At 44.5% G+C, this 13674-nt stretch carries 14 protein-coding genes; 9 read left to right on the top strand and 5 right to left on the bottom strand.

Annotation, left to right across the window (positions count from 1 at the left end; translation table 11 throughout):
• Position 1 precedes the first annotated feature (1 nt).
• Genes CCVT_RS05325 through mnmH form a run of 7 tightly spaced genes read left to right on the top strand, consistent with a single transcriptional unit; the run spans position 2 to position 6852 of the window.
• Positions 2 to 2257 carry a vesicular transport factor Uso1p gene (locus CCVT_RS05325; RefSeq protein WP_018136383.1) on the top strand — a complete coding sequence of 752 codons (2256 nt, stop codon included), beginning with the start codon at positions 2 to 4 and terminating at the stop codon, positions 2255 to 2257.
• Positions 2254 to 2967, top strand: a complete 714-nt coding sequence (locus CCVT_RS05320) for a tRNA1(Val) (adenine(37)-N6)-methyltransferase (RefSeq protein WP_018136382.1) — start codon at positions 2254 to 2256, stop codon at positions 2965 to 2967. The genes CCVT_RS05325 and CCVT_RS05320 overlap by 4 nt, the downstream gene beginning before the upstream one ends.
• On the top strand, positions 2964 to 3332 hold the full coding sequence (locus CCVT_RS05315; protein ID WP_018136381.1) for a YkgJ family cysteine cluster protein: 369 nt from the start codon (positions 2964 to 2966) through the stop codon (positions 3330 to 3332). The genes CCVT_RS05320 and CCVT_RS05315 overlap by 4 nt, the downstream gene beginning before the upstream one ends.
• Complete coding sequence (locus CCVT_RS05310; RefSeq protein WP_018136380.1) at positions 3308 to 4585, top strand: tetratricopeptide repeat protein; 1278 nt, start codon at positions 3308 to 3310, stop codon at positions 4583 to 4585. The genes CCVT_RS05315 and CCVT_RS05310 overlap by 25 nt, the downstream gene beginning before the upstream one ends.
• Complete coding sequence (gene trpC, locus CCVT_RS05305) at positions 4582 to 5367, top strand: indole-3-glycerol phosphate synthase TrpC (RefSeq protein WP_018136379.1); 786 nt, start codon at positions 4582 to 4584, stop codon at positions 5365 to 5367. Before CCVT_RS05310 ends, trpC begins: the two co-directional genes overlap by 4 nt.
• 2 nt (positions 5368 to 5369) lie before the next feature.
• Entirely contained in the window at positions 5370 to 5855 is a 486-nt protein-coding gene (locus CCVT_RS05300; protein ID WP_018136378.1) for an HIT family protein, read from the top strand.
• Positions 5842 to 6852 carry a tRNA 2-selenouridine(34) synthase MnmH gene (gene mnmH, locus CCVT_RS05295; RefSeq protein WP_018136377.1) on the top strand — a complete coding sequence of 337 codons (1011 nt, stop codon included), beginning with the start codon at positions 5842 to 5844 and terminating at the stop codon, positions 6850 to 6852. The genes CCVT_RS05300 and mnmH overlap by 14 nt, the downstream gene beginning before the upstream one ends.
• Here the strand turns inward: mnmH and CCVT_RS09945 are convergent.
• The 3 genes from CCVT_RS09945 to CCVT_RS05280 form a co-directional block, all read right to left on the bottom strand.
• Complete coding sequence (locus CCVT_RS09945; RefSeq protein ID WP_018136376.1) at positions 6826 to 7140, bottom strand: hypothetical protein; 315 nt, start codon at positions 7138 to 7140, stop codon at positions 6826 to 6828. The two genes, mnmH and CCVT_RS09945, sit on opposite strands and share 27 nt — an antisense overlap.
• 394 nt (positions 7141 to 7534) lie before the next feature.
• Entirely contained in the window at positions 7535 to 8152 is a 618-nt protein-coding gene (locus CCVT_RS05285) for a flavodoxin (RefSeq protein WP_018136373.1), read from the bottom strand.
• Between the two features lie 346 nt (positions 8153 to 8498).
• Positions 8499 to 10043: an inorganic phosphate transporter gene (locus tag CCVT_RS05280; protein ID WP_018136372.1), complete on the bottom strand. Its 1545-nt coding sequence runs from the start codon at positions 10041 to 10043 to the stop codon at positions 8499 to 8501.
• Positions 10044 to 10228: 185 nt separating this feature from the next.
• Here CCVT_RS05280 and CCVT_RS05275 point away from each other — a divergent pair, with 185 nt between their 5' ends.
• Together CCVT_RS05275 and CCVT_RS05270 are read left to right on the top strand one after the other, a co-directional pair.
• Positions 10229 to 11128 carry a Ppx/GppA phosphatase family protein gene (locus CCVT_RS05275; RefSeq protein WP_018136371.1) on the top strand — a complete coding sequence of 300 codons (900 nt, stop codon included), beginning with the start codon at positions 10229 to 10231 and terminating at the stop codon, positions 11126 to 11128.
• Positions 11129 to 11186: 58 nt separating this feature from the next.
• On the top strand, positions 11187 to 11630 hold the full coding sequence (locus CCVT_RS05270; protein WP_018136370.1) for a GatB/YqeY domain-containing protein: 444 nt from the start codon (positions 11187 to 11189) through the stop codon (positions 11628 to 11630).
• A gap of 259 nt (positions 11631 to 11889) precedes the next feature.
• Here CCVT_RS05270 and CCVT_RS10120 read toward each other — a convergent pair whose 3' ends face one another.
• The gene (locus CCVT_RS10120; RefSeq protein ID WP_407644586.1) at positions 11890 to 12660 is read right to left on the bottom strand and encodes a methyl-accepting chemotaxis protein; all 771 of its coding nucleotides are present in this window, start codon (positions 12658 to 12660) and stop codon (positions 11890 to 11892) included.
• Positions 12661 to 13156: 496 nt separating this feature from the next.
• Positions 13157 to 13657 (bottom strand): PAS domain-containing protein, encoded by a 501-nt coding sequence (locus CCVT_RS05260; RefSeq protein WP_018136368.1) that lies wholly within the window; start codon positions 13655 to 13657, stop codon positions 13157 to 13159.
• Between the last annotated feature and the right edge of the window lie 17 nt (positions 13658 to 13674).

Genomic DNA, 13674 nt, shown 5'->3' with positions numbered 1-13674 from the left:
TTTGGATATTTCTAAAATTTTACTTGCCGTTTTTTGCGTTTTGCTCGGGTTTGGCGGAGCTTGGTTCGTACTTGAAAACCCGGCGATCCGTGCTGGCGGCGAGAGCAATCAGACGATCTTTAACATCACCTTTGACAACCTTCCTGAAGAAGAGAAGCAAAAATACATCAGCAAAGACGATCTTTACGAATACGGCGGATACATCACGCCCAAAAGCTACACTCAAAATTTCGTAGCAAAAGACGACAAGCCGCTGAGCTCAAATGTCGAGGAGCTTCAAAATTTAGTCCGCGAACTGGCTCAAAAAAATGAAATTTTAGCCGCTGACAATGTCGATATGAGCGAGAAAAATTTGGAGTTCATAAGCAAGATAAGCCAGATGAAAAAGGTGACGGACGAGGAGAAAAACGAGATCGTCGCGCATAACTCAAAGGTGCTAGGAGAGCTCGAGGCGCAGCATTTTGAAAATATCCAAGCCCTGACAAAACGCCTGAATGAAGCGCAAGCTGATATGATAGAAAGCTCCAAGGGCTATGAAAAAAAGATAGTCGATCTTGAAAATGCGATCAACGATGCAAAGGTACACGACGAGCAAAATTTAAAGGCTTTAAATGATGAATTTGCAAAATTTAAAGATACTGCCGAGGCGAATTTCACGGCTTTAGACAAACAAAATACCCAGCTAAAAGAGCAACTTGAGCAAAAAACGTCTGCGCTTGAGCAGCTTGAGCAAGGCAGCCAAAGCATGAATCAGCAAAAGCAAAAAGAGCTTGACACACTAAAAACGGAGCTTGCGGCCAGCAGTGAGGATATGAGGACGCTTAGATTTTCACACGAAAAAGAGCTGGCAACTCTAAATGATGGCTTTGAGATGCAAAAAAGGACGATGGAGGACGAGCTGTCTAAAAAGTCAAATAAAATTTTAGACCTTCAAAGTGCGCTTGAGGCGAGTCAGGATGCACTAAAAAACAGCACTTTCGAGCTTAATGAGATAAAGAAAAATTTAAACACTAAAGACCTCGCGGTGGAAAATTACAGCGGTAAAAATTTAGAGCTAAACGCGAGCTTAGCGACCCTGCACAAGAGCTTTGACGAGCTAAAACAAAAGAATTTAAAAACCGAGCGCGAGCTAAAGAGCGGACAAGAGACGATAGAAAATTTCAAAAAAGAGCTTGAAAAGAGCATGGATAAAACTAAAAAGCTTCTGGCTCAAAATGCCGACGCAAACGCCAGTATAAAGGAGCTTAGCCAAAAGCTAGCTACTAGCAACGAGGCGCTGAAAAACGCAAACAAGGAGCTGGCACTTTTAAATGACAAAAATATGAAAAATATCAAAATTTTAGGCGAGCAAAACGCGACCATAAGCACCCAAAATCAAAAGATAAGCAGTACGGACGAGAGCCTGAAAACGCTCACTCAAAAGCTTGGTAGCAAGGACGCTAGCATCAAAAATCTAGAAAACAACATCACCGAGCTAAACGCCAAACTGACTGCAAAGCAAAACGAGCTTGAGATGCAAAGACGAACGCTAAAGATCGACATGCAAAACTACGAAATTTTGCGCCAGCAGATAAATATGCTCGAAAAAAAGATCGTCGATACTTCGCTGATGTTTATGGATAGCAACAAAAGCGGTGTCAAAAACCTGATCGCCTTGCAAAACGAACTTGACGCTACAAGAAGCGCGCTAAACGAGAGTAACAAGACGATACAAAGGCTAAATTTAAAGATAAACCAGCTAAGCTCCGGCGGCTCTAAAGAGCAGGTAAATGCCCAGATCGTCGAGCTTCAAAAAGATATCGAGCAAAATTTGAACAGGCAAGACGAGCTTGAAAACGAAAATGTAAATTTAAAAACGATACTTCAAGCAACCACAAAGCCCGAGACTCCGACCAAGCTCGTGCTGATCTCCAGCCTGCAGTGCGACGATATGGACGCCAAGGACAAGATAAGCATAATGTGTAAAAATAGAGTGAGCGAATTTTTGCAGCGCTTTAATTCAAACTATATCTATGAGATAATCCCTATCGTCGATAAGCGAAATTTCGTAATACCTAGCAGCATCGCCCAAGGTATCAAAAAAGACGACCTTGGCAGGCTAAACAACTACGTGAACTACGGCGTTGGCAAGGAGCGTGCGATGGCTGCGGCGGAGCTTATTAAAGATGAATTTGGCGATTTCGCGCGTATCAGCTTTAGCTCCGAGGTCATCGTAAGAGACGTCACGCGCGGCTTTGTGATAAAGGTGTATAGATGAGGTTGGCGCAGCTTGAAAACGGATATCGCTACAACAGCGACACGCTCGTGCTTTATGCCTTCATCAAAGATCGGCTAAACGCATGGTTTAAAGGTGAAGTGCTCGATGTAGGCTGTGGATGCGGCGTGCTGGGGCTACTTTTAAAGCGCGATTTTGATGGTGTTAGCTTGAGTCTGCTTGACGTGCAGGATATAAATCTTGAAATTTCAAGGCAAAATGCAAGGGCTAACGGGCTGGAGGCTAAAATTTTAAATGCGGACTTTGCTGGATTTAAAAGCGAGACGAAATTTGATCTCATCGTCTCAAACCCGCCTTTTTATCACGACGGCGTAAAGCAAAGCGCAGTGGAGCATCTAAAGCTTAGTAGATACGCGAGCGCGCTTAGTCTGCGTGGATTTATAGCCGGTGTAAATGTAAATTTAAAGCCAAAAGGCGAGCTGTTTTTTTGTTACGATACGGCTGAGGTGGCTGAAATTTTTGCAGCGCTAAAAGAGTTTAGACTAGCGCCGGTTTCGCTGAGGTTCGTGCATGCCAAGGCACAAAAAGCGGCAAATTTGGTTTTAGTGCACGCCAAAAAGGGCTCCCGCTCAAAGGCTAAAATTTTACCGCCTCTTGTGATGATGGATGAAAACGGCTATACCAAAGAGGCTACGGAGATTTTCGCCAAGGCCGCCACGAAAAGCGAAATTTACAAAAAGGCGAGCGCATGAGAGCGGACGGGTTTTGCTATGAATTCGACCCCGGCTTTTGTGGTGAGTGCGGCGGGAAGTGCTGCATAGGAGAAAGCGGCTATATATGGATAAACGAGAGCGAGATAGCCAAATTTTGCGAGCATTTTGGGATAGACAAAAAGGCTTTCGAGCAAAAATTTTTGATCAAAGTCGGTACGAGATTTAGCCTCAAGGAGAAAATTTATGATGACGGATACGCCTGCATATTTTTTGACGAGCGAGACAAAAACTGCTCCGTCTACGAGCTGCGGCCGTCTCAGTGTGCCACTTTCCCGTTTTGGGATTATTTTAAGAAAAATTTAAAGGAACTTAAAAAAGAATGCATTGGCGTAAAATTTTTATAATAAATATCATATTTCTTGCCCTTTACGCGCAAAATTTATCGGCTCAGGCAAACGCTGACAACGAAAATATAAACCTGCGCTTGTTGCAGGCCTTGATGCAGCAAAACAACTCCGATGCAAGCGGTGCTATCGCGACTTACAGGTCGCTCTATAACGAAACCAAGCAAAACACCTATCTAAAAGAGGCGATCAAGCTCGCGTTCGTTTCGGCGGATCCTAGCCTGGATGAGCTCATGAAAGAGGGCGAAAACGTGTTTAAAAACGATGGCGAATTCATACGCATCAAGGTAGCTAGCCTCGTAAATAAAAACGATCTTTCTAGGGCTAGAGAGCTGATGAGAGAGCTGGTCAAAAAAGAGCCTAACGCCCAAAATATCTTGATACTAGGCACTATTTGCATGATGCAAAACGAGAGTCTGACGGCGTTAAAGTATTTTGAAGAGGCCTATGCGCTAAATAGTAACGAGGAAAATCTCTTGCGCGTGGTGGACGTGCTTTTAAACCGCATGGACAATCTCAAAGAGGCGGTAAGATACCTTGAAAATTTCCGTAGAGATTTTGGCTGCACGGTGAAAACTTGCGAGCTGCTAGCCGACATCTACTCGCAGGGTGCAAATTTCCCAAAGGTCATCGAGCTTTACGAGGAGCTTTATGACATAACCAGAGAGAGCTCATATCTTGATAAGGTTTTGCAAATTTTCGTATATGAGAAAAACTACAAAGGAGCGGCGGAATTTCTTAAAAAGCACAGCTACAACGACGCGATGCTGATGGAAATTTACGCTGCGATGGGAAATTTCGGCGATGCATACGTGCTTGCGGCAAAGCTGTATAACGACAGCCGCGATCTAAATTTCCTAGCCAAAATGGCGATGTATGAATACGAAATGAACGCAAAAGATATGACTAAGCAAAAGCTTGATGACATCATAGATAAATTTGAAGCCAGCGTGACAAAGCTTGATAATGAAATTTATCTAAACTACTACGGCTACTTGCTAATAGACCATGATATAGACGCGCAAAAGGGCGTGAAGCTAGTCAAGCGTGCGCTTGAAATTTCGCCAAATTCGCCTTATTATCAAGACTCGCTGGCGTGGGGATACTTCAAGCTTGGCGAGTGCAACAGAGCCAAAGAGTATATGGTGCAGGCGATGAAGGATGTGGATTTTAAAAACGCTCCCGAAGCCAAAGAGCATTTGCGCCTCATCGAGCGCTGCATCATAAATTTAAACAAAAGGCTTAAAAAATGATACTTGATGAGATCATAAAAAGGACGAAGGAGGATCTAAAAAAGCGCAAAAGCGACTATCCTGCACAGTGGCTAGGCAGATCGCTGGCGTATAATCCTTACGTCCCAAGAGACGTGGCAAGCGCGTTAAGCTCAAGCGCTAAAGAGCCGCTTCGTATCATCGCCGAAGTCAAAAAGGCAAGCCCCAGCAAAGGCGTGATACGTGAAAATTTTGAGCCTATAAGGATAGCAAAAGAGTATGAGGAGGCTGGAGCGAATGCGATCAGTGTGCTTACCGAGCCGCATTGGTTTAAAGGCGACATAGAGTATATCACGCAGATACGCCGCTACACGGCCACGCCGCTTTTAAGAAAAGACTTCATCATAGATGAGTATCAAATTTTAGAAGCTTTAGTTTATGGGGCCGACTTTATCCTGCTCATCGCAAAGGCACTTTCCGGCAAGGAGCTAAAAAGCCTGCTTGCTTATGCGCATCATCTGGGGCTTGAGGTCTTAGTCGAGACTCACGACGCACAGGATGTGAAAAAAGCGATCTTTGCGGGTGCGAATATAATCGGTATCAATCACAGGAATTTAGATGATTTTAGTATGGATATGAGCCTTTGCGAGAGGCTGATACCGCTTTTACCAAACGGCAAGATAATCGTCGCTGAAAGCGGTCTATACGAGCACGAGCAGCTTAAAGAGCTAAACAAGATCGGCGTCGATGCTTTCTTGATCGGGGAGCATTTCATGAGGCAAGAAGATATAAAAACTGCCGTCAAAAATATAAAGGAGGGCTAGTTATGCAACATCTTTGTGCACCTTGGAGAAGCGAATATTTCAGCGCGAAAAAAGAGGGTTGCGTCTTTTGCGGGGTCATAGCCAGTCCGCAAGATGACGATAAAAACGGAGTTTTGTTCCGCGCCAAGAGGTGCTTTGGGATAATGAATCTATATCCTTATTCACCGGGGCATTTCATGGTGATACCTCTGCAGCATACCGATAGGATCGAGGAGCTGGACGAGCAAACATGGCTGGAGATGAGCCGTTTCGTGCGCGAAGGGGTCAAAATTTTAAAGAGCGAGCTAAGGGCAGAGGGCGTGAATATCGGTATGAATTTAGGCGGTGCAGCCGGTGCTGGTATCGCCGAGCACGTGCATTATCACCTTGTGCCGCGCTGGAGCAGAGATACGAATTTTATCACCACTATAGCCGACGTGCGCGTAAATGGCGTGCCGTTTCATCCGCTATTTGAGAAGCTGAAAAAGGCCTTTAGTGCCGTTAAGTGAGCTTGGCGTCAAGGCATGGCTACAGCAGCGGGATAAATTTGAAATTCTGATCGACGCCAGATCTCCCGGCGAATTTTGCTACTCGCACATAAAAAACGCCAAAAATTTATACGCTCTAAACGACGAGCAATACAAACAAACAGGCATCATATATAGGCAAAACAGGCCGCTAGCAAAGGTAACTGGCGCTAAATACGTCTGCTCAAACCTGCAAAACGTCATCGACGAGGTTTATAGCGCGTGTAAGGTAGGCTCGCTGGTAGGCATCTACTGCGCTAAAGGCGGCATGAGGTCTTTATCGCTTGGCTCGGTGCTTAGTATGATAGGATACCGCGTGATGCGCCTTGAGGGTGGATACAAGAGCTTTCGCGCCCACGTTTTAAACGAGCTTTCTGCGCCCTTGCAGATGAAATTTATCACTCTTTTTGGAAATACGGGAAGCTATAAAACAAAGCTCGTCAGAGCGCTTGAGCCGTCTATCGACCTTGAAGCGATGGCAAATCATCTAGGCTCGGTATTTGGCGCTATAAACGGCGCTCAACCAAGTCAAAAGCACTTTGAGGACGAGCTTTTCGAGCAGCTTAGCGGCCTTAAAAACGAAGTTTGCTTCATCGAGGGCGAAAGTCGTAAGATAGGCTCGCTAAATTTACCAGCCAGCCTTTATGAGGCTATGCGCTGCGGTGTTTGCGTAGAGGTAAAAGCCAGCCTAAATAAGCGCATCGAGTGCATAATGAGCGACTACAAGGGCGTTAAAAGCGAGTTTTTCTATGAGTGTATGGATAAAATTTCGCCATTTATCTCACGCGAGGCCAAGAGCGAGGCGATAAGCGCTTACGAGCTTGGCGATATGGCAAAGGTGAGTGAAATTTTGCTCGTCAAATACTACGACAAGGTCTACAAAAAAAACCAAAAGATCGATATCACGATAAACTCCGATGACTTTGACGAGGCTTTAGCAAGACTAAGGCAGCTACGAGAAAGCATCAAGTCTTTTTAGTAGTTTTTGAGCCAAGTAGCCGCAAAATGCAAAACTTATCATCATAGCGATATGATCTGCGAAAAATAAAGCCAAATTTTTACCAAAGTCAAAAAACGCAAATTCATTTCTCAAAAACATATAAACGCCTATATCTCTTTTATAAAAAGCATACGCCCCGTATATCGCCGTTACGAAAAATAGGGCTTTAAGGCAAAATTTCATAAAAATGCCGTTTCTCTTAAGCGTGCTTGAAGTCATTTTTGTAAGCGTATCGATATGAAGCCCGATATGCAAACAAATAAACATAAAGCCTCAGTATGCCGCTAGCAAATGCACCGTCCTGGCCGTAGATGCGCCGTTATGAAGTCCTAAAAAGCTAAAAATGTATTTTGAGACTAATAGGGCGTTAAAAAGCAGCCTGAGCAGGCAAATAAGACTCGCTAAATTTATGCTAAGGCTTAAAATTTTGCTAGGTTTCGGGCGAGTTTTGAATGCTGATTTTAGCCACTATAAATTTAGCCTGCAATGAAAGCAGACGAGAGCTATCATCAAAACGCCTAAAATTTCATGAGTCGCCTCGCCGATGCGCTTATACGACATCAAGGCCGCAAGAGTGCACGTCATCATCAAGGCAAGAGCGCTTCTTGCGCGTGGCTTTTGGCTAAGGTTTTTAAATTTTAAGAGAGGATTTGGCATAAAATCAGTCTATAAAGCCTAATTTCTTTAGCCAGCTTTCCACCTCTTTTTGTGCTTCATCTTGTGAATTTTGCGCTATTTTACCCTGCATCACAAGAGGTGTCGATACCTTTGCGCCGGTTGCTTTAGCGATATTTCTATCCGTGCCTGAAAGTCCGCTACCTTCATGTGTGGCAAAGGGGATTATCGTCTTGCCCTTAAAATCATAACTTTGCAAAAATGTATATACTGCCATCGGCAGATCGCTCCACCATATAGGATAGCCAAGAAATATCACGTCGTATCCGTCCATGTTTTCGACCTTTGCGGTGAGCTCGGGACGAGCGTTCTCTCGCTGTTCTTGTTTTGCGATATCAGTCGTTGGCTTGTATTCTTTAGGGTAAGGCTTTATAGTCTGGATATGAAAGAGCGGGGCGTTTATCTTAGCGGCTATCATTTGGGCTAAAATTTGCGTATTGCCTTTGGTTACGTAGCCGACATCGTAGTTTTCGTCCGCTCTTGAGAAAAATGCCACGAGCGCCTTTTTGCCTCTTAAATTTTGATCAGTTTGAGCCGATGTATCGGCACAGCTAAATACCGCAAAAACGATAGCCAGGAGTAAAGCCAGGCTTATTCTTTTCATTTTAAACCTTTCTAAGTTTACGGCTCTGTTTTAAAAAGTGTTGATAGCTTAAACGAACGCTTCGCAAATCTTACTTGCTCCACAAAGCGCCGAACATATAGCACGATTTTTGCGGTCAGTCTTACGACTTCCCTAAAAATCGGCGGCGATAGTGTCGCTTCATAAGATTTGACTACGCTAGAACGTTTAAAATTTTAGAAATCAACACTTTTTAAAACAGAGCCAAATTTATTTGAAAAGATTATGCCTAAAATTTGATAGTCATGAGTAGAACGATCCTACAAAATCCTTGCCTAATCCTACAAAATTTTATATTTTGATATGAAAGCCGAGCTGAGCGCAGAGGCTAAAGTGCCAGGATATTTTTTAGTATCACATAAAATAGGCCTGATGATATAGCAGCGACTGGTAGCGTGATGAGCCAGGCGAGGATGATAGGTTTTACCATTTTCCAGTTTGCATTTTTATTTACGATACCGATGCCAAGCACCGCTCCTATCAAGATGTGAGTCGAGCTAACGGGTATACCAAGCTTGGTGGCAAAGAGTATGACGATGCTAGCCGCCAACTCCGCGCTAAATCCCGTCGTAGGTAAAATTTCAGCCAGCTTTGACCCGATAGTCGTGATGACCTCTTTGCCTAAGAACCAAAGCCCGATTATCAGTGCAATACCAAAGGTCACCATCGCTACGCTAGGTATCGGTGATGACTCGTTTATGGAGCCTGTCTTTAGCACGTCTAGTATCGCCGCAAACGGACCAACGGCGTTTGCTATATCGTTTGCGCCGTGTGAAAATGCAAAAGAGGAGGCGGTAAATATCTGAAACCATGAGAAAATTTTATTTATGCTCTTTTCGCTATCGTTTTTACTCATCACGTTTATGATAGCAAAGCTCGCGAGATAGGCTAGCGCGCCGATGACAAAGATGATCCAGATGGTTTGTATGGCGCTAAAGCTGAAATTTAGATGCTGAAGCCCTTTAAAGAGCATCATCCCCGAGATTATCATCGCGGCAAAGCCCGCTACGAACGGGATATGCTTTTTCATCGCGCTAAACGTATCCACACGCTTTTCGCTCTCTTTCATCGCCCTTATCCGGGAGCGATATTCGCTGTATTCGGCGTTTTCTATCTCGTCCTCGTCGATGAGTGCTATGCGTGAGAGGGTGGCTATCTGCTCCTCTGCAGGGCGGCTTCTAAGCGATTTTATGAAATTTTCTTTGTAGGCTTTGCGCTCCGATTTTAGCGCTTTTAGCGAGGTTTTTAGCTCGTGCGTCGGCTCTAAAATTTTCCTTTTTATGTATCCGTAAATGACAAACGACATCACCCCGCCAAGTAACGGCGAGATGACCCAGCTTATAGCTATGCCGCCTATCTCACTCCAAGAGACCATACTAAGGGCCTTTGAGCTGTCGTAAGTCGTATATCCCATCACCAGCCCCGCACCCACGATGCCGCCCACGATAGAGTGCGTCGTGGATACAGGTAGGCCCCTTTTGGTCGCGTAAAACAGCCAAAGTCCGGAGCTTAAAAGAGCCGAGATCATTATGGCCGCAAATATCATAGGATTTAGCGTGTCGATCGGGAAATTTATGATGCCGTTTCGTATAGTGTCCGTTACCTCCGAGCCCGCAAATATCGCGCCGCTAAGCTCGAAAATAGCCGCGATGACCAGCGCTTGTTTAAGCGTGAGCGTCTTAGCCCCCACGCTCGTGCCAAAGCTGTTTGCGACATCGTTACCGCCGATGTTAAACGCCATAAATAGGCCGAATATCCCGGCGATGAGGAACAAAACGAAGTTGTTTGTCGGGATATACTGGTATCCCCAAACGAAAAATCCGACGCTACAGACGATGAAAATAAATAGAGCTAGCAAGTTATCGCGCAACAAACGTGTCTCCTTTGGTAGGTTAGCGTAATTATAACTTGAAATTTATTAAAGTTTTTAGAATTTAACGGACGGAAATTTAGCCCTTTTGCTATATAATTGAATTTTATTTGACGATAGTATGTAAAATTTTATGTATTTTGTAAAATTTCGACTGGGAGCTTATGCTTAAATTTAAAGGATAAAAAATGGTGATCTCGATCGATCTTGGCTCAAATACCTTTCGCGTAGCCTTGATAAGACGCGCCGGTGAGGGCTTTGAAATTTTAAAGACCTTTGAACGCATAGTAGGCTCTGCGCGCGGGCTAAAACAAAGCGGACTGATCGGCGATGCGGCCAAACAAAGGATATTTGAGGCGATAAAAGAGGCCAAAGTGGAGTTTGATTTTAAAAATACGCCTTGTGTGGCGGTGGCTACGCAGGCCTTTAGGATGGCAAAAAATGCAAGCGAAATTTTTAGTCAGATAAAGCGAAATTTCGGCATAGATTTTAAGATAATAAGCGGCGAAGCGGAGGCGAAATTTACGGCCATCGGGGTAAAAAATGCGCTTGCCAGGCTGGGCTTTCGTGATAAAAAATACGCTATCATCGATCTTGGCGGAGCCAGTACCGAGATAGGTGACGGGCAAAATTTCAAAAGCTTCGAGTTTGGCATCATCACGTTTTTTGAAAGCTATATGAAGCTTGCTGCGATGAGAAAAAATGCCGCTGATGTCACGAACGAGGCGGCAAAATTTTTACACTCGCTTGAAAAGCAGATCATAGTGCTGACATCAGGAGTGCCCACGACGATGGCGGCGATGAAGATCGGGATGGATTATGCGGACTATGACGCTAAGGCGATAAACGGCAGTGAGCTTAAATTTCGTGATTTTAGGCATCTTGCGGACGAGCTTTTTGGGATCGATGACGAGAGGGCCGATATCATGGTGGGAAAGAACCGCAAAATGCCGCTCATTGCCGGCATGGCGCTGCTTCATTGCCTGCTTGAGGGTGAGCGAGCTAAATTTATCGTAGTCGATGACGGACTCAGAGAGGGCGTGGGCGAGGCGTTTTTAAGCGGAGAATTTGAAAGTATCATTGGCTAAATTTGCGTGATTTTAGCTATTATTGGGTATCATTTGTGAAATTTTATAAAGGAAAGATATGAGCATAAGAGAGCAAATTTTAGCCGATATCAAAGAGGCGATGAAGAGCAAAAACGAGTTCGTGCGAGATACGCTTCGCACTATAAATGCCGCGCTTAAGCAAGTCGAAGTCGATGAGCGCATAGAGATGACCGATGAGGTCGTGTTGCCGTTACTTCAAAAAGAGATAAAAAAGAGGCAAGACTCGGTCGAGCTTTATCTAAAAGGCGGCCGCGAGGATCTGGCAAACAAAGAGCGAAGCGAGATAGACATCATCGTAAAATACCTGCCAAAGCAGCTTAGTGATAACGAGCTCGAGGAAAAGATAAAGCAGATAATCGTCTCCGTGGGAGCTAGCAGCATAAAAGAGCTGGGCGCCGTTATGAAAGCTGCAAAGGAGCAAATCGGCGCAAGTGCGGACGCCAAACGTATAAGCGAGGTCGTAAAGAGGCTTTTGTCTTAGCTTTTTCTAGTCTGCGACTTTTGGCGTCAAGGGGGAATTTGCGGGCTATTTTATAAGGCGCTTAGGAGAAGCTTTTGCAGATATGCTAAATTTAGCTCTGTTTTAAAAAGCGTCAATCTTTTTTGCAAAACGCTTTACAGGTCTTACTTACTACAAGGAGCGACACGGACGCGAGTAGCGTTTCAAGGAAATCTTTTCGCTTCGCAGCTTCAAACGAAGCGAAGCAGGGCCGAGCGTAGTTGGATTACGTTCGGCCGTTTTAGTCTCTGTCCTCTTGTATCATTTGGTTATAAAGCTTGAATATCTCGGCGCTTAAATTTTCTATACGCTCAAACCTCGTGACAAAAGTGTCTAAATTTTGCGCGTTGTAGCCCTTGTTGGCTTGCGTTAGATTTTCCTTGATGAGAGCGTTGAATTCTTCGATGAGCGGCCTTATCCTGGCGTAAGAGTGAGTCTTGGCAAATTTCTCGTGGCAGTCTTTTTCATACCAAGCAACGAGGTCATCGGCGGCTTTTTGCATCTCTTCGCCGTGATTTTTCTCGTTTATGACGTCTGAATACACGTTCGTTTTATAAACGATCTGAGAAATTTTAGCGATGATGCCAAATGTCTTGTTCTCGATGTATTTTGATGTAGACGCCGTTACCTGCGCGTCTTGGTTGAATTTATCCAGAGTTTGTTTGAAGGCTTGCACGTTTGTGGCCGCCGCCTTTGCGATCTTGTCGATTTCTTCCGAGTTTGCGTTTATATCTTTTGCCTCTTGCTGAAGGGTCTGTATATTTATGCCGATCTCGTTTGTAGCCTTTTGAGTGTTCTCGGCCAGCTTTCTGACCTCGTCTGCCACGACGGCAAATCCGCGTCCGTGTTCGCCGGCTCTTGCCGCCTCGATAGCGGCGTTGAGTGCTAAAAGATTGGTCTGCTCGGCTATGTCTTTTATGAGGCTTACGACCGAGGAGATGTCGTCTGTTCTATTGTTTAGCGTGTGTATTGCGTGGCTTGAGTTGCTGATGAGTCCTTCAAGTGAGTTCATATTTGAGCTAAGCTCATTCATGCTAGCTAGCGTCTCGCTGGCTGTTTTTGCCGTGTCTTTGGCGATGCTTGCCATTTTGCTTAAATTTTCTATGCTCTCGTTTAGATCTTGCTGCACGTCTTGCATGCCTTGGTTTCCGTTGCCCAGCTTGTCAAATTTCTCTGACAAAATTCCTCTCACCTTGCCTTTTTGCCCGGCTTTTATACCTTCTACGCCCTCGCTCATGGACATCGCATTTATGTGAAATGTCCCGCGAAAGCCCTCGGTAAATATGTTTCTATATCCTATGCCGCTTTGAACGGCATTTACGCAAGTCGAAATTTCACGCTGAAGCGCCTCGACTTGATCAAGCAGGTCGTTTATACCAAGGGCGATCTGATACATCGGATCTTTTTCGCTGATATTTACTATACGAGGCTCTAAGACGCCGTTTCTTGCGGACTGGATGACAGATATGATCTCATCGTAGTTTGCATTTGAATTTTTACCAAACATTTTAAAGCCTTTGTAGGTTATTGACTAGCTCGTCGTAAGTCGTATGTTTTTGCTCTAAAAGCTCGAAAAGTGCTTTAGAAGAAGCCTCCATGCCGCCAGTTTTTTCAAGCTCCAAAAGCTTTTTGTAGATAGGCTCGATTATCTCGATAGCTTTTGGATTGGGCTTGCGTCTTACGGAGTAGTAGCCTACGATATTTTTGTTCACATCAAGAGAAGCCGTGATGTTTGCAAACACCCAGTAATATCCGCCGTCAAAGCTTTTGTTTTTTACGTAGGCGAAAATTTCTCTTTTGCTTTTGACGTATTCCCAAAGCAGCTTGAATACTATGCGCGGCATATCCGGATGCCTGATGATGTTGTGAGGTTTGCCCAAGAGCTCGTTTTGTTTGGCTCCGACTATTTTTAAAAACGGCTCATTGCAGTAGGTGATACGCCCCTTAGTATCTGTTTTTGAAACTAAAAAAGCGTCCACGTCTACGATATGTTCTTTAGATGCGGACATTGAATTCCTTTCGTTGT

The organism is Campylobacter curvus, assembly GCF_013372125.1.
Taxonomy (GTDB): domain Bacteria; phylum Campylobacterota; class Campylobacteria; order Campylobacterales; family Campylobacteraceae; genus Campylobacter_A; species Campylobacter_A curvus.
The sequence above is the reverse complement of the archived record's forward strand: the minus strand, read 5'-3'. Positions and strand labels throughout refer to the sequence as shown.